The sequence below is a fragment of the Leifsonia sp. NPDC102414 genome, from assembly GCF_044765685.1.
Classification (GTDB): Bacteria; Actinomycetota; Actinomycetes; order Actinomycetales; family Microbacteriaceae; genus Leifsonia.
Genome location: NZ_JBIWKN010000001.1, coordinates 651,649 through 667,353, shown reverse-complemented (window position 1 = coordinate 667,353; position 15,705 = coordinate 651,649). Strand labels below are relative to the sequence as shown.

Sequence of the window (15,705 nt, the reverse complement as noted above, 5' to 3'; positions counted from 1 at the left end):
CCAGCTCGTCGCCCATACGCGGAGCGCTCAGGCCTGGTCCTTCGGGCACCAGTACAGTTTGCGCCCTCCCAGGAGCTCCATCACGATGTGCGTGCCGCAGATCCGGCACGGCAGGCCCTCGCGCTTGTACACCCAGTGCCTGTCCTCGCGGCTCGCCATCGCCTTGCGGTAGCTCTCGGGGTCGAGGTCGTCCATGGTCATCATCTGGCCGGTCTCGACGCCGATCCGCAGCAGCTTCGCCCAGTCCTGCCAGAGCGCTCGCGCCGTGTCCTCCTGCACCAGCTTGCCCGGCGTGTGCGGGTTGAGGCGGGCGCGGAACAGCAGCTCTGCGCGGTAGACGTTGCCGATGCCTGCGACGACGTTCTGATCCATCAGCAACAGGGCGATCGACGTCTGCTTCTTGCGCACGGCGGCGACGAAGCGGTCTTCCGCCGCCTGGTCGTGCTGCAGGAGCGGGTCGGGTCCGAGTTTGGCGATCACCGCATCCACCTGGGCGGGATCGAGGACCTCGCAGGCCGTCGGTCCGCGGAGGTCGGCGACGGCGGTGTCGCTCAGCAGTCGCACCCGCACCTGGCCGATCGGTTCCGGCGGGAACGTGGTGATCTCGTCCTCCACCTTCTCCGACTCCGCCATGCGCAGCCGCGTGCGCCGCGGCGCGCCGATGCTGTGCAGGGAGTTCTCCCCAGCACTGTCCAGAACGGCGCCATCCATAACGGCGCCATCGAGATCAGCGCCGTCCGCATCCTCCAGCACCGTCCCGCGCTGGTTGGTCTGCCCCATCCGCCCGTTCGCCGCCGCGATGGTCGGGTCGACGCTGATATCGCCCGCGAAGTCCCACGCGCCGTAGATGCCCAGGTGGATGCGCAGCCAGAGCCCGTTGTCGAACTCCAGGAACATCTGCTTGCCCACCGCGCGGGCGTCGGTCATCACGTGACCGTCGATGCGGGACGCTCCCTCGGTGAACCGTCCCTGCGGCGACGACACGGCGATGCGGTGCCCGACGAAGTTGGTGGCGAACTGGCGGGCGATGCGGTGGACGGAGTGACCCTCGGGCATCAGTGATCCACGTTCTTGCCCGCGATGTCTCCCGTCGCCTCGAACTCGGCGAGCTGGGCGATGCGCCGGACGTGCCGCTCCTCCAGCGAGAACGGCTCTGCGATGAAGACGTCGATGAAGCGCGTCGCCTCCTCGACCGTGTGCTGCCTGGCCCCGATGGAGATGACGTTGGCGTCGTTGTGCTGCCGGGCGAGCTGCGCCGTGCTCTCGTTCCAGACGAGGGCTGCGCGCGCGCCGATCACCTTGTTGGCCGCGATCTGCTCGCCGTTGCCCGAGCCGCCGAAGACGACACCGAGCGCCTCGACGCCCGCCTGCTGGTCGGCGACGACGGCCTTGGCAGCGTTGATGCAGAACGCCGGGTAGTCGTCGATCGGGTCGTAGCTCTGCGGGCCGTGGTCGACGACGTCGTGACCGGCCTCCGCGAGGTGGGCCTGAAGGTGGGTGCTGAAGTCCAGACCGGCGTGGTCGGTGGCGATGTGGATGCGCATGCACCCAGTTTAGGGAGAGCCACCGACGCAGCAGCACAGCTGCAGCACACCAGGATCACAGCACCTGACCCTCCGCCGCCGATGCGTCTAGGGTTGTCCATTGGACACAATCCGTCGAATCTTCAAGGAGTCAGCGTTGCCAGGAGAAAACCTCACCCGCGTCGAAGCCCAGGAGCGTGCATCGCTCGTCAGCACCAACTCGTATGAGGTCGTCCTCGACCTGACGACGGGGCCGGAGACGTTCCTCAGCACCACCACCGTGCGCTTCGACGCAGAAGAGGGATCGTCGACGTTCATCGACGCGATCACCCGCACGGTCCACTCTGTGACCCTCAACGGCGTCGAGCTCGACCCCGCGCGGGTCAGCGACGGCGTGCGCATCCAGCTCGACGGCCTCGAGGCCCAGAACGAGCTGACCGTCGTCGCGGACGCGATCTACACCAACACCGGAGAGGGCCTGCACCGCTTCGTCGACCCCGTCGACGGCGAGGTGTACCTCTACAGCCAGTTCGAGGTCCCGGACTCCCGCCGCATGTTCGCCGTGTTCGAGCAGCCCGACCTGAAGGCGGAGTTCACCTTCACCGTCACGGCTCCCGCGCACTGGGCCGTCGTGAGCAACTCCCCCACGCCAGAGCCCACCGACGCCGGCGATGGCAAGAAGACCTGGGCGTTCGCGCCCACCAGCCGCATCTCCTCATACATCACCGCGCTCATCGCCGGGCCGTACGAGTCGGTGCACAGCGAGCTCACCAGCCGCGACGGCCGCGTCATCCCGCTCGGCGTCTATGCGCGCAAGTCGCTGGCCGAGTACCTGGATGCGGACTACATCTTCGAGAAGACCCGTCAGGGCTTCGCGTTCTACGAGGAGAAGTTCGACTACGCGTACCCGTTCGAGAAGTACGACCAGCTCTTCGTCCCCGAGTTCAACGCCGGCGCGATGGAGAACGCCGGAGCGATCACCTTCACCGAGACCTACGTGTTCCGCTCGAAGGTCACCGACGCCATCAAGGAGCGTCGCGTCGTCACGATCCTGCACGAGCTCGCGCACATGTGGTTCGGCGACCTGGTGACGATGAAGTGGTGGAACGACCTCTGGCTGAACGAGTCGTTCGCCGAGTACGCATCCACCCTCGCCACCGCGGAGGCCACCGAGTGGCACGAGGCGTGGACGACCTTCGCCGCGATGGAGAAGAGCTGGGCGTACAAGCAGGACCAGCTGCCGTCCACGCACCCGATCGTCGCGACCATCAACGACCTCGAAGACGTGCAGGTCAACTTCGACGGCATCACGTACGCCAAGGGCGCATCCGTGCTCAAGCAGCTGGTGGCGTGGGTCGGCCAGGACGACTTCCTCGCCGGCGTCGCCCAGTACTTCAAGAAGCACGCGCACTCCAACACCGAGCTGCGCGACCTGCTCGTTGAGCTGGAGGCCACCAGCGGCCGCGACTTGACCGACTGGTCGGAGAAGTGGCTGGAGACCGCGGGCGTCAACACGCTCCGCCCGGAGATCGAGGTGGATGCGGACGGCACGATCACGTCGTTCGCCGTGCTGCAGACCGCGGCGGCGGACTACCCCACCATCCGCCCGCACCGCCTCGCCATCGGGTTCTACAACCTGGTGGACGGCCGTCTCGTGCGCGACCACCGCATCGAGCTCGACGTCGACGGTGAGCGCACCGACGTCGCAGAGCTCGTCGGCCTCGCCCGCCCCGCACTGGTGCTGCTGAACGACGACGACCTCGCGTACGCGAAGATCCGCCTCGACGAGCAGTCCCTCCAGGTCGCCATCGAGCACCTCTCGTCCATCGAGAACCCGCTCGCCCGCTCGCTCGTCTGGGGTGCAGCTTGGGATGCGACGCGGGACGCGGAGACCCCGGCAGGCGACTACGTCCGCCTCGTCCTCGGCAACATCGCGCCGGAGACCGAGTCCACCACGATCCGCACGACGCTCAGCCAGCTGCTCCTCGCCGCCGGTTCGTACGTCGCGCCGGAGCGCCAGCAGGCGACGGTGGAGGAGGTCGCATCCACCCTGTGGACGCTGGCCCAGCAGGCCGAGACGGGAAGCGACGCGCAGTTCCAGTTCGTCAAGTTCTTCGCCGCAGCAGCCTCGACCGACGAGCAGCTGGCGACCGTCGCAGCACTGCGCGACGGCAGCGTGACGCTGCCCGGCCTCGAGGTCGACACCGACCTGGCCTGGGAGCTGCTGATCGCCCTCGCCGCCGGAGGCAAGGCCGGCACGCAGGAGATCGACGCTGCGCTCGCCGCCGACAACACCGCCAACGGCGCGCAGTTCGCCGCGCAGGCCGCAGCGAGCATCCCGACGCAGGAGGGCAAGCAGGCCGCCTGGGACTCGGTGTTCGCCACGGACACCGCGCCGAACACGATCGTGCGCTACACCGGTCTCGGCTTCCAGCGCGCGGCGGACAAGAGTGTGCTCGCCACGTTCGTGGAGCCGTACTTCGCGTCGCTGCAGGGCGTCTGGGAGTCGCGCAGCTACAAGATCGCCGAGTACCTGGTGGCCGGGATGTACCCGGCGCCGCTCGCGAACGCCGAACTGCGGGAAGCGACGAAGGCCTGGCTCGCCGCCAACGCGGAGCCGGCCGCGCTTCGCCGCCTGGTGGTCGAGAACCTGGCCGGCGTCGAGCGCGCGCTCGCGGCCCAGGAGCGCGACGCCCGCTAACGACAGCGCCGACCTCATCCCGTGGTCCCCGACGCCGTGCGCCTCTCTGCGCACGGCGTCGGGGACCACTCGTGTGTCCGGGCACATCCGCCTCGTACCGGGGTACGACAGGCAGTGGATGCGAGACCGGACCACGCGCCGATGTCGCAAACGGCGCGGGTTCAATAGGGTCGTAGCATGATCCAACTCGAGCGCCTCACAAAGACGTACGGTTCCAAGACCGCCGTCAACGACATCTCGGCGACCATCCAACCGGGCAAGGTCACCGGCTTCCTCGGCCCGAACGGCGCGGGCAAGTCCACCACCATGCGCATGATCATGGGACTCGACCGGCCGACGCACGGCACGGCCATCGTCAACGGCAAGCGCTACGTCGACCACAAGTCCCCCCTCACCGAGGTGGGAGCCCTGCTCGACGCGAAGGCCGTGCACACCGGCCGCAGCGCATACAACCACCTGCTGGCGATGGCGGCGACGCACGGCATCCCCAAGCGCCGCGTGCACGAGGTCATCGGCCTCGCCGGACTCGAAGCGGTCGCGGGCAAGCGCGTCGGAGGCTTCTCGCTCGGCATGGGGCAGCGCCTCGGCATCGCGGCGGCCATGCTCGGTGACCCTGCCACCCTCATCCTGGACGAGCCGGTCAACGGCCTCGACCCGGAGGGCGTGCTCTGGGTCCGTCAGTTCGCCAGGCACCTCGCCTCCGAGGGCAGGACGGTGTTCCTGTCGTCCCACCTGATGAGCGAGATGGCGCAGACCGCCGACCACATCATCGTGCTCGGCAGAGGCCGCGTTCTTGCGGACGCTCCCGTTGCCGACATCCTCGCCGGCGCCACCCGCAACGCCGTGCGCGTCCGCACTCCGCAGGCCGAGCAGCTCGCCCGCGCCATCGCGGGAGCCGACGTGACCATCACCGGCATCGAAGCCAGCCTCCTCGAGGTCTCCGGACTCACCAGCGCCCAGGTCGGAGAGGCCGCCGCACAGTTCGGCATCGTCCTCCACGAGCTCACCCCCCTCAACGCCTCCCTGGAGGAGGCCTACCTCGAACTGACACAGGACGAGGTCGAATACCGCACGGAGGTCTCCCGATGAGCACCGCGACAGCAACCATGCCCGTCAGGCACACTTCGCTCGGGCACCTGAACTTCGCCCGCGTGATCCGCTCGGAGTGGATCAAGCTCCGCTCGCTGCGCTCCACGTTCTGGACGTACGCGATCGTCGTCATCCTCGGGCTCGGCATGACCTGCCTGGTCGCGTTCTCGATCCCTGACACGATCGCGAAGCAGATCCCGGCCGCCCAGCATTCCGCCTTCGTCGTCAACACCGCGTCGTTCGGCGTGACCTTCGGCCAGCTCGCGGTCGCCGTCCTCGGCGTGCTCGCCATCAGCGGCGAGTACTCCACGGGCATGATCCGCTCCTCGTTCGCCGCCGTGCCGAAGCGCCTCCCCGTGCTCGCGGCCAAGGCGATCGTGCTGTTCATCGCCTCGTTCGTCGTCGGCGTCGTGACCGTGGCAGGCTCCTGGGCCATCGCGGCACCCGTGCTCTCCGGCAAGGGCTTCACGGCCGACTTCTGGTCGGCCGACACCCTCTGGGCGATCCTCGGCGCAGGCGCATACCTCGGCCTGGTGTCGGTGTTCGCGCTCGGACTCGGCACGATCCTCCGGGCGGGGGCCGGCGGAATCGCCGCTGCGCTCGGCGTCGTCTTCCTGCTGCCGATCATCGTCAACCTGGTGCACTCTCTCACCAACATCGAGTGGATCGGCAAGGCGAGCAACTACCTGATCAGCGCTGCGGGCGCCGGAATGGCCGGGTCGGACAACGGCGGATTCGAGCCGTGGGCGAACGTGCTCATCGTGCTCGGCTGGACCGCGGTGGCATTCATCGTCGGCGCGATCATCCTGAAGCGCCGCGACGCGTAGCCGCGCAACCTCCACAGGTAACGCCACCACATGACAGACGAACAGCTCACCCCCGGCCGGACGACTCCGGCCGGGGGTGATCTGCAGCTCCCCCGGCCCCCCGGCGTCATCCGGCGCACGATGGCCGCACATCCCGTGGCCGTGGATGCGGTGGTGGCAGGCATCTACCTCGTCCCGACGCTCCTCGCCGGAGTGGTGGGGATGGTCGTCGAGCCGAGCTGGCAGCTCGGCGTGCGCGTCGGGCTCGCCGCCATCGCCGGCGCAGCGCTGTTCCTGCGGAGGCACAATCCCGTCGCCGTCTTCGCGGTCGGCGCCGCCGTGATGGCGATCAGCGTCTTCCTCGGCCACGACGTGGATGTGGTCCCAGCGCTCTTCGCGCTGTACGCCCTCGCGGTCTACCGCTCCGCCCGCGCGGCCTGGATCGCATTCGGAGTACTCTCCGCCGTCGCCATCGCGACGCTCAGCCTGTCGGTGGTCATCGACCACGCCGCCCTGTTCTCCCCGCTGGAGACGGCGGTGGTGCCCTCGGCGTTCACGGTGATCTCGTTCGCGCTGTTCTTCGTGCTGATCGGCAACAACATCGGCAACCGGCGCCGCTATCTTGTGGCGCTCATCGACAGGGCGCAGCAGCTCGCTCGCGAGCGCGACCAGCAGGCGGTCATCGCGGCGACGGCCGAGCGCAACAGGATCGCCAGAGAAATGCACGACATCGTGTCGCACAGCCTCACGGTGATGATCACCCTCGCGGACGGCTCTGCAGGGCTGGCGGCGATCTCGCCCGAGCGCTCTGCGGAGGCGATGCGGATGGTCGCAGAAACGGGGCGAGGGGCGCTCGGCGACATGCGGAGACTCCTCGGCGTGCTGCGTGCGACGGACGGCGACGGCGACGAGCGCGCCCCGCAGCCGGGCGTGAGCGAGCTGAGCGAACTGGTGGAGCGTTTCCGCGCAGCAGGGCTGCCCGTGCGCGTCACGGTCGACGGCGTTCCTCCGACGGACACCGGGCAGCAGCTCACGATCTTCCGTGTCGTCCAGGAGGCGCTGACGAACGCGCTGCGGTACGCAGCACTCGCGACGGTGGTGGAGGTGCGCATCCGGTTCGGGACGGACACCATCGAGATCACGGTCGACGATGACGCGGCCGTGCACGGCGCGACAGGCCAGGGCTCCGGCCGTGGCCTGCTCGGGCTGAGCGAGCGCGTTGCGCTCTACGGCGGCAGACTGGAGGCAGGACCGAAACAGGGAGGCGGCTGGCGCCTGCTGGCGGTGTTCGACGCGATCCCGCCGGCCGCACGGATGAGCCCGACCACGCCGACCGCCCCGGCCACCCCGGCCACCCCGACCACCCCGACCACCCCGACCACCCCGACCGAGGAGAACACTCCGTGACCGACGACAACCCGATCCGCGTGCTGCTGGTCGACGACCAGGCGCTCGTACGCCTCGGCTTCCGCATGGTGCTCGAAGCGGACAGCGGCCTGAACGTCGTCGGAGAGGCGTCGGACGGACTCGAAGCTGTTCGCCTTGCCGTGGAGACCAGGCCGGACGTCATCCTGATGGACGTGCGGATGCCCTCCCTCGACGGCATCGAGGCCACCAGGCGCATCGTGGCGGCCAATCCGGAGGCGCGCATCATCATCCTCACCACCTTCGACCTCGACGAGTACGCCTTCGGCGGTCTCCGCGCAGGCGCGAGCGGCTTCCTGCTCAAAGACGCGAGACCGAGCGAGCTGACGGATGCGATCAGGGCCGTCGCCGCCGGAGACGCCGCGGTGTCAGGCAGGGTGACCAGGTCGATGCTGGAGCTGTTCGCGGACCGGCTGCCGGCCGCATCCACTGCCCAGAGCGGCGGCGTCGACCCGACAGCGGCGCTGACCCCGCGCGAACGCGAGATCCTGCTCGCCATCGCCGACGGGCTCTCCAACGGGGAGATCGGCACGAAGTTCTTCCTCACCGAGTCGACGGTCAAGACGCACGTCGGCCGGGTACTGGCCAAGCTGCACCTGCGCGACAGGGTGCACGCGGTGATCTTCGCCTACGACAACGGGCTCGTGGAGCGCTGAGCAGGTCCGGGTCCAGGGGGCGCCAAGGCGTGCCTCGGTAGGCTTGCACTCCTATGGTGAAGATGGATTTCTGGACGAACATCGGTACGTGGGCCGTCGCGAGCGGGCTGGTGCTCCTGAACGTGGCGGCGATCATCGTCGGCGCGTTCCTGCTGAGCTGGATCCTTCGGCTGGTGATCCGTCGCGTGGTGCGGCAGATCGTCACGGGCGTCAAGAAGAACCAGAACGTCACGGACACGCAGGCGCTCCCGGCATCCCCCTTGGCCGCCGTGCGCGTCGTGCAGCGCACCAGGACGCTCGGCTCCGTGCTGAGCAACATCGTCAATGTGACCATCGGCATCATCGCGATCGTCATGGTGATCGGGGTGCTCGCCCCCAACGCGCTCACGTCGTTCGCGCTGCTGTCCGCGGCGATCGGCGCCGGCCTCGGTTTCGGCGCGCAGAACATCGTGAAGGACGTGCTCAACGGGCTGTTCATGGTGATGGAGGACCAGCTCGGCGTCGGCGATGTCGTGGACCTCGGGTCGGCGACCGGAGTCGTGGAGGCGGTCGGCATCCGGATCACTCAGGTGCGCGACGTCAACGGAACGCTCTGGTTCGTGCGCAACGGAGAGATCCTTCGCGTCGGCAACATGTCGCAGGGCTGGTCGCGCGTCATCATCGACCTGGCCGTTCCGTACGACGTGGATGTGGAAGCGGTCGAGGCGAAGATGCTCGAGACGGCGACGGCGCTGGCGACGAGCCCGAAGTGGCGGTCGCGCATCCTGGAGAAGCCGGAGCTGTGGGGCCTGGAGTCGATCTCGGCCGACGCGATGGTGATCCGCATCGTCATCAAGACCCGCACGACGGCGAAGGACGATGTGTCCCGCGAGCTGCGCGTGCGCCTCAAGAACGCGCTGGACGAGATGGACGTGAAGCTGCCGTCGCTCAACGCGATCGTGCTGAGCGGTTTCGACAGCGCGGCGAGCGTCACGGGAGCCCACCCGCCGCGCACCAGACCGACTCCGGTGGTGCCGGAGGCGCCGGTGCTCAAGGGCCGCAAGGCGCGCGCGGCGGCGAAGCGCTCCGGTGTGGCTCCCGCCGATCCGCGCGCGCTGCGGATCGCCGGTGTGAAGACCACGACGGAGCCGAAGGCGGCGGGCGACGCGAAGGCGGCCAAGCCCGCCACCGGCCAGACGCCGAAGTCCACTGGCGCCGCCAAGTCCGGCACCCCGAAGCCGGCAACGGGCGAGACGCCGACGACCCCGCGTGCCACCAAGCCCACCACTGGCCAGACGCCCAAGACACCGGGGGCCGCCAGGCCGCCGGCAGCCGCAGACGACGACGCCCCCAAGACCAAGCCACCGGCGGAGTGACATGACCATCCCCATCCAGCCGACTCCCCCGCGTCCCACGTCGGACCCCGGCGCGGAGACCGCATCCACGTTCTACGAGCAGGTTGGCGGGCGCGAGACGTTCCGTCGCCTGGTCGACGCCTTCTACCGAGGCGTCGCCGACGACCCCGTGCTGAAGCCGATGTACCCGGAGGACGACCTCGGCCCTGCCGCCGAACGGCTCACGATGTTCCTGGAGCAGTACTGGGGCGGCCCTGGCACATACAGCGAGCAGCGCGGACACCCCCGACTCCGGATGCGGCACATGCCGTTCAAGGTCAACCCGGATGCGCGCGACCGCTGGCTGCTGCACATGCGCGCCGCCGTCGACGAGCTCGACCTGCCCCCGCTTGCGGAAGAGACCCTGTGGTCGTATCTGGAGCGCGCCGCACACGCGATGGTGAACACCTTCGAGGACTGAATTCGGTACTCTCGGAACAATCGTGCCGAAGGAGACACAGGATGACCCGAACCCCGTCGCAGCCGGACGCCATCATCGTCGGAGCCGGTCTCGCCGGGCTCGTCGCCGCCGGTGAGCTCCTCGACGCAGGCAAGACCGTCACGATCGTCGAGCAGGAGCCTGCGGCGTCCCTCGGCGGCCAGGCCTGGTGGTCGTTCGGCGGCCTCTTCCTCGTCGATTCGCCTGAGCAGCGCAGGATGGGCGTGCACGACTCGCTCGCCCTCGCCAGGCAGGACTGGTTCGGCAGCGCCGGCTTCGACCGCGACGAGGACCACTGGCCGCGCCGCTGGGCGGAGGCCTACCTGCAGTTCGCCGCGGGAGAGAAGCGGGCCTGGCTGCACGAGAAGGGCGTCCGCTTCTTCCCGATCGTCGGCTGGGCGGAGCGCGGCTCCGGAGGCGCAGGCGGCCACGGAAACTCGGTGCCGCGCTTCCACATCACCTGGGGAACCGGCCCTGGCGTGGTCGCGCCGTTCGCCGCCCGCCTGGCGGACGGTGTGGCGACGGGGGCGGCGACCGTGCTGCACCGCCACAGGGTGGACGAGCTGATCGTCGAGGGCGGCAGGGTCACCGGCGTCCGCGGCGCCGTGCTCGCGGAGGACAGCGCGGCGCGGGGCGCAGCGAGCAACCGCGACCAGGTGGGCGACTTCGAACTGCGCGCCGGCGCTGTGATCGTCACCAGTGGCGGCATCGGCGGCAACCACGATCTCGTCCGCGCCGCCTGGCCCGAACGCCTCGGAACGCCGCCGGAACACATGCTCTCCGGCGTGCCTGCACACGTCGACGGCCGGATGCTCGGGATCGCGGAGCAGGCCGGCGCCCACCTCATCAACGGCGACAGGATGTGGCACTACACCGAGGGCATCCAGAACTGGGACCCTGTCTGGGCGCAGCACGGCATCCGCATCCTGCCCGGCCCGTCGTCGCTGTGGCTGGACGCGCGCGGCGACCGGCTGCCGGTGCCGCTGTTCCCCGGGTTCGACACGCTCGGGACGCTCGAACACCTCCGCAAGGTCGGCTCGGACTACAGCTGGTTCGTGCTCACCCAGGAGATCATCGAAAAGGAGTTCGCGCTGTCCGGCAGCGAGCAGAACCCCGACCTCACCGGCAAGGATGTGCGGCTGCTGGCCAAGCGCGTCGGCCCTGGCGCGCCCGGCCCTGTGGAGGCGTTCAAGGAGAAGGGCGCCGATTTCGTCGTCGCAGACACCGTCGACGAGCTGCTGGCCGGGATGCACAAGCTCGCCGACGTGCCGCTCGACGTCGACCTGGTGGCCAAGCACATCCGGGAACGCGACCGCGAGCTCGACAACGACTTCGGCAAAGACCTGCAGCTCGCCGCGATCCGCAGCGCCAGGGAGTACAGGGGCGACAAGCTCATCCGAGTGGCCAGCCCTCACAAGCTCCTCGACCCGAAGGCGGGGCCGCTGATCGCAGTGAAGCTGCACATCCTCACCCGGAAGAGCCTCGGCGGTATTGAGACCGACCTGGATGCGCGGGTCCTCGGCGCGGACGGCTCCCCCATCCCCGGGCTGTACGCGGCGGGAGAGGCGAGCGGCTTCGGAGGCGGCGGAGTGCACGGCTACCGCGCTCTGGAGGGCACGTTCCTCGGCGGCTGCCTGTTCAGCGGCCGTCAGGCCGGGCGCGCGGCGGCGTCCGCTTAGCCACCTCCGTCCACACGGAGGGCGGCGCGCAGGGTCAGGCGCGCAGGCTCCAGGCCTGGCGGCGCACCAGGGTGTGGCCGCGCTTCGTCGTGAGGCGTGTCCACGGTCCTGTCTCGAGGATGCTCACCGGCTCGCCGTCCGCCAGGAAGCCGAGGCTCTCGGCGGCGAACGCCGCACCGGCAGGCACGTACTCCAGCGCGTCGATCGGCCTGCCCCACACCTCGGCCCTCACCCGCTGGACGAGCTGCTCGCCCGTGCCCGTCGGGATCGACTCCGCCACCTCGGCGATGCCGTCCCGCGCCGTGCGCTGCAGCAGCTCGACGGTCGTCTCCCCCACCGGACGCCAGCCGCCCCGCGGTGGCGAGATGCCTGCCCAGGTCACCGTTGACACCTCGAGCGGCATCCGGATCTCCACCGGGCCGACGCCCGGCGCAGGCTCGATCGCCTCCGAGATGCGCGCCAGCCGGTCGAGCAGCGACCGGATCGGAACGACGGCGTCGAAGTCGGCGCCCTGCACGATCGCGAAGGTGCGCAGGCCGAGGACCGTCGGCGTCTGGTCGAGCAGACCGCGCGGATACAGGATCGCCGAATAGACGGCGAGCACCCCCGACCCACCGATCAGGCGCACCGACCCTTCCTCGACTCTGGCCGCCCTGGACAGGTATGTCTGCAGGTCGGCGACGGCAAGGGAATCCACGAGAGAAAATGACTGGCTCATTCTGCTGTCTAAACTACCAAGAGAGAACTCGATGGAGGCACTGTGACCGAGCCGCTGGCATCCCTTTTGACCGCGCTCGATCTGACGGACACCGGAGCGAGGACCAGTGAGGACATTTTCACCGGCCCCTCCCAGTGGATGCCCCTCGGTCGCGTCTTCGGCGGGCAGGTGCTCGCGCAGTCGATCGTGGCCGCATCCAGGACCGTCGCCGACGAGCGCGCCATCCACTCGATGCACGGGTACTTCCTGCGCCCCGGCGACGTGAATCTGCCGATCACGTTCTCTGTCGACCGCATCCACGACGGCCGGTCGTTCTCGACCCGCCGCACCCAGGCGTACCAGAGCGGGCAGCCGATCCTGTCGATGATCGCGTCCTTCCAGGACGAGGACGAGGGGCTCGACCACCAGGTGGAGATGCCGTCCGACATCCCCGACCCCGACACGCTGCCGAACTCGGCGGATTCTCTGGAGGATGTCGAGCATCCTGTTGCCCAGTACTGGGCGAGCAAGCGGCCGTTCGACATCCGCCACATCACCTCTCCGATCTATCTGAAGGTGGAAGGCGAGCACGTCGCCCACCAGGCGGTGTGGTTCCGGTCGATCGGTACGCTGCCGGACGACCCCGACCTGCACCGTGCCGCCCTGGCGTACGCGAGCGACTACACGATCATGGAGTCCGTGATGCGCAGGCACGGCGTCGCCTGGGCGACGCCAGGGCTCAAGGCCGCCAGTCTCGATCACGCGATGTGGTGGCACCGCCCGGCGCGCGTCGACGAGTGGCTGCTGTACGCCCAGGAGTCGCCGAGCGCCAGCGGAGGCCGCGGACTCGCGCTCGGACGCATCTACAGCCGCGACGGCCGCCTGGTGGCGAGCGTGGCGCAGGAGGCGATGGTGCGGGTGCCGACGCCGTAGGGCGCCTGGACCGTCGTTCGCCGGCTACCCGAACGTGCTCCTCAGCAGCACCGTGCCGTCTGTGGCCGAGCGGATGTCGATGGATGCGATGTCCGCTTTCGCGACGCTCGTCGTGCCTGTCGGCTTCACGGTGCTTCCCGCCTCGGCGTTCCAGGTGGCGACCTGGGTCTGCTTGCCGGAGCGGTCGGTGACGACCATCGCGTACGCCCAGGTCTTGTCCTCGCTGCCGCTCACCTCGGCGTAGCTGCAGCGCGACTCGATCCGTGTGCCCCAGGGCTCCGTCACGAGGGTGAGGTCGGCGGACAGCGCGCTCGGCTCCACCTGCGACATCGCAACGTTCGTCCCGTTCTCCGCTGCGCCGGGCGCGAACACGGCGGGCAGCGCGAACACGGCGACGGCGACGATCGCGGCGGCGACCGCGAAGGAACCGGCCGTCCACCGGCGGGTGCGCGTGCGACGACGGCGTGCGGCGCTCAGCAGCGTCGGAAGCACATCCGGTGCCGACTCCACGGGCGCTGACGGTCGTTGCGCCTCCGGGGCCGTGTCGAGCAGCGCGAACGCCTCCTCGGTCGTCACCTGGCGCAGCAGACCGGGCAGGCCGGCGAGCTCCGACACCGAGTCTGTGCAGAGCGGGCAGGTGCGCAAGTGCTCCTCGTACGCGCGCCTGTCGGCCGGCGACAGTGCGCCGAGCACGTATGCGCCGTCCCAGGTGGCGAACTCCTCGTGATTCGTCATCGCTCCGTCACTCCCCTTTCCTGCAGGGCGAGACGAAGCGCTCGCAGACCATAGTGGATGCGCGACTTGACCGTCCCCTCCGGAACGTCCAGCTCGCGCGAGATCTCGGCGATCGAGCGTCCTCCGTAGTATGCGTGCACGATCACGGCCCTGTGCTCGACGGACAGCTCGGCCAGCGCGTCGGACACCAGCCAGGCGTCGAGGACGGCATCGGACTCGCTTGTCGCGGTGTCGTTCGCCCGTTCGGGGAGCACATCGGTGCCGTACTCGTGCAGGTTGTGGGCGCTGCGCTTCTGGTCGATGACCAGGTTGCGCGCCACCGTGAAGAGCCAGGCGCGTGCGGACGACTGCGACTGGTCGAGCACGGACGGCTTCTTCCACGCCCGAAGCAGCGTCTCCTGCACGATGTCGTCGGCCATGGCCCTGTCGCCGGTGAGGTGGACGACGTAACGCCAGACGGCCTGCGCGTGCTGGTCGTGCAGCTCGCGCAGCAACCGCGCATCCTCGTTCGGCATGAACACCTCCACCACAGACACGGGACAGGCTGCGAAAAGGTTCATCGGCGACACTGGCCTCTGAACCGAAACGCACAGCCGAATCGTGCATACCGTAAGAGAAAGCTACGCCGACCGGGAGGAACCCCGCATGAACGACTCGACACCGCTCACCCGCCGCACCATCGTCTCCATCGGCGGCGCCACCGTCGTCGGCGCCGGCGCACTGCTGCTCACGGCGTGCACCCCGGGCGGCGCAGGCGCCGATCCTGTGGCGTCCGGCTCGGACAGCGAGGTGACGGTTCCACTCTCCTCCATCCCGGTGGGAGGCGCGGTCTCGGCGAAGATGGGCTCGGCGCCGATCGTCGTCTCCCAGCCGACGGAGGGGAAGGTCGTCGCGTTCAGCGCGGTCTGCACCCACCAGGGATGCACGGTCGCCCCGCAGGGCACGGAGTTCGACTGCCCGTGCCACGGCTCCCGCTTCGACGCCGCTACCGGCGATGTGCTGGGCGGACCAGCTCAGAAGCCGCTGCCGAAGCTCACCGCCACGCTGTCCGGCACAACGGTGACCGTGACGAAGTAGGGCGGGAGGGACGCGCTAGGCGCGCTTGGTGAACTGCACCGGCTCGTCGAGGTACGGCGTCCAGGCCGCCCGCTCGCGCTCGTTGATACGGCGCGGACGCTGGCTGGCCGCATCCACCAGCACGATCGTGGTCGCCGCCCGCGAGAACAGCGTGTCCGGCTCGGTGCCAACCGGCGACCGGACCTCGTAGCAGACCTCCAGGCTCGCCCCGCCGAGCCGCCCGAGCCAGAGCTGGACGTCGAGCGGCTGCCTCAGGTACGGGATGGGGGCGAGATACTCGATCTCCTGCCGCGCGATCAGCGTGAGCGTGTCGGCGCCAGGGCGGCCGTCGAGGACGGCGGTCGAGCCCCCGACCGCCTCCTCGGCGTCGTCCGTGATCCAGAACGCCTCGATGCGCGCCTCTTCGAGGAGGCGCAGCATCTCGGCGTTGTTGACGTGCCCGTACGCATCCAGGTCGCTCCACCTGAGCTTGATCGGAACATGCAGTCGCATCGCGGGCAGCCTTTCCTGGGTGCTGGTCGAGTCCTGGGTGCTGGTCGAGTCCTGGGCGCTTGTCGAGCCCTGGGCGCTGA

16 protein-coding genes are annotated in these 15,705 nt (G+C 69.3%); 10 read left to right on the top strand and 6 right to left on the bottom strand.

All coding sequences use genetic code 11. The annotated features are described in order from the left end of the window. Positions 1 to 27: 27 nt before the first annotated feature. Complete coding sequence (locus ACIRCZ_RS03085; protein ID WP_402849512.1) at positions 28 to 1,056, bottom strand: Fpg/Nei family DNA glycosylase; 1,029 nt, start codon at positions 1,054 to 1,056, stop codon at positions 28 to 30. After that, the gene (locus ACIRCZ_RS03080) at positions 1,056 to 1,544 is read right to left on the bottom strand and encodes a ribose-5-phosphate isomerase (RefSeq protein ID WP_055893362.1); all 489 of its coding nucleotides are present in this window, start codon (positions 1,542 to 1,544) and stop codon (positions 1,056 to 1,058) included. The genes ACIRCZ_RS03085 and ACIRCZ_RS03080 overlap by 1 nt, the downstream gene beginning before the upstream one ends. A gap of 136 nt (positions 1,545 to 1,680) precedes the next feature. Between ACIRCZ_RS03080 and pepN the strand changes: the two genes are divergently transcribed. The 8 genes from pepN (at position 1,681) to ACIRCZ_RS03040 (ending at position 11,691) form a co-directional block, all read left to right on the top strand. Then, positions 1,681 to 4,224 (top strand): aminopeptidase N, encoded by a 2,544-nt coding sequence (pepN, locus tag ACIRCZ_RS03075; RefSeq protein WP_402849508.1) that lies wholly within the window; start codon positions 1,681 to 1,683, stop codon positions 4,222 to 4,224. Between the two features lie 177 nt (positions 4,225 to 4,401). After that, the gene (locus tag ACIRCZ_RS03070) at positions 4,402 to 5,313 is read left to right on the top strand and encodes an ATP-binding cassette domain-containing protein (protein ID WP_055893356.1); all 912 of its coding nucleotides are present in this window, start codon (positions 4,402 to 4,404) and stop codon (positions 5,311 to 5,313) included. Next, positions 5,310 to 6,140 (top strand): ABC transporter permease subunit, encoded by an 831-nt coding sequence (locus ACIRCZ_RS03065; RefSeq protein ID WP_402849505.1) that lies wholly within the window; start codon positions 5,310 to 5,312, stop codon positions 6,138 to 6,140. The genes ACIRCZ_RS03070 and ACIRCZ_RS03065 overlap by 4 nt, the downstream gene beginning before the upstream one ends. A gap of 30 nt (positions 6,141 to 6,170) precedes the next feature. Further along, positions 6,171 to 7,526, top strand: a complete 1,356-nt coding sequence (locus tag ACIRCZ_RS03060; protein ID WP_402849502.1) for a sensor histidine kinase — start codon at positions 6,171 to 6,173, stop codon at positions 7,524 to 7,526. Beyond that, the gene (locus ACIRCZ_RS03055; RefSeq protein WP_055893349.1) at positions 7,523 to 8,200 is read left to right on the top strand and encodes a response regulator transcription factor; all 678 of its coding nucleotides are present in this window, start codon (positions 7,523 to 7,525) and stop codon (positions 8,198 to 8,200) included. The genes ACIRCZ_RS03060 and ACIRCZ_RS03055 overlap by 4 nt, the downstream gene beginning before the upstream one ends. Before the next feature lie 53 nt (positions 8,201 to 8,253). After that, entirely contained in the window at positions 8,254 to 9,555 is a 1,302-nt protein-coding gene (locus ACIRCZ_RS03050; RefSeq protein WP_402849499.1) for a mechanosensitive ion channel domain-containing protein, read from the top strand. Between the two features lies 1 nt (position 9,556). Beyond that, complete coding sequence (locus ACIRCZ_RS03045) at positions 9,557 to 9,994, top strand: globin (protein ID WP_402849496.1); 438 nt, start codon at positions 9,557 to 9,559, stop codon at positions 9,992 to 9,994. Between the two features lie 41 nt (positions 9,995 to 10,035). Further along, positions 10,036 to 11,691 carry an FAD-binding dehydrogenase gene (locus tag ACIRCZ_RS03040; protein ID WP_402849493.1) on the top strand — a complete coding sequence of 552 codons (1,656 nt, stop codon included), beginning with the start codon at positions 10,036 to 10,038 and terminating at the stop codon, positions 11,689 to 11,691. Between the two features lie 34 nt (positions 11,692 to 11,725). Here the strand turns inward: ACIRCZ_RS03040 and ACIRCZ_RS03035 are convergent, their stop codons facing one another. After that, on the bottom strand, positions 11,726 to 12,409 hold the full coding sequence (locus ACIRCZ_RS03035; RefSeq protein WP_055893343.1) for a hypothetical protein: 684 nt from the start codon (positions 12,407 to 12,409) through the stop codon (positions 11,726 to 11,728). Between the two features lie 42 nt (positions 12,410 to 12,451). On the opposite strand from ACIRCZ_RS03035, the gene ACIRCZ_RS03030 reads away from it, so the two are divergent. After that, on the top strand, positions 12,452 to 13,321 hold the full coding sequence (locus ACIRCZ_RS03030; RefSeq protein ID WP_402849490.1) for an acyl-CoA thioesterase: 870 nt from the start codon (positions 12,452 to 12,454) through the stop codon (positions 13,319 to 13,321). Between the two features lie 24 nt (positions 13,322 to 13,345). Here ACIRCZ_RS03030 and ACIRCZ_RS03025 read toward each other — a convergent pair whose 3' ends face one another. Further along, positions 13,346 to 14,056 (bottom strand): anti-sigma factor family protein, encoded by a 711-nt coding sequence (locus tag ACIRCZ_RS03025; RefSeq protein ID WP_402849487.1) that lies wholly within the window; start codon positions 14,054 to 14,056, stop codon positions 13,346 to 13,348. Further along, on the bottom strand, positions 14,053 to 14,571 hold the full coding sequence (locus tag ACIRCZ_RS03020) for a sigma-70 family RNA polymerase sigma factor (RefSeq protein WP_200949590.1): 519 nt from the start codon (positions 14,569 to 14,571) through the stop codon (positions 14,053 to 14,055). The genes ACIRCZ_RS03025 and ACIRCZ_RS03020 overlap by 4 nt, the downstream gene beginning before the upstream one ends. A gap of 130 nt (positions 14,572 to 14,701) precedes the next feature. Between ACIRCZ_RS03020 and ACIRCZ_RS03015 the strand changes: the two genes are divergently transcribed. Beyond that, a complete protein-coding gene (locus ACIRCZ_RS03015; protein ID WP_055893337.1) occupies positions 14,702 to 15,133 on the top strand; it encodes a ubiquinol-cytochrome c reductase iron-sulfur subunit in 432 nt (143 codons plus the stop codon). A gap of 15 nt (positions 15,134 to 15,148) precedes the next feature. On the opposite strand, the gene ACIRCZ_RS03010 is transcribed toward ACIRCZ_RS03015, so the two are convergent. After that, complete coding sequence (locus tag ACIRCZ_RS03010; RefSeq protein WP_055893335.1) at positions 15,149 to 15,625, bottom strand: thioesterase family protein; 477 nt, start codon at positions 15,623 to 15,625, stop codon at positions 15,149 to 15,151. Positions 15,626 to 15,705: the final 80 nt, after the last annotated feature.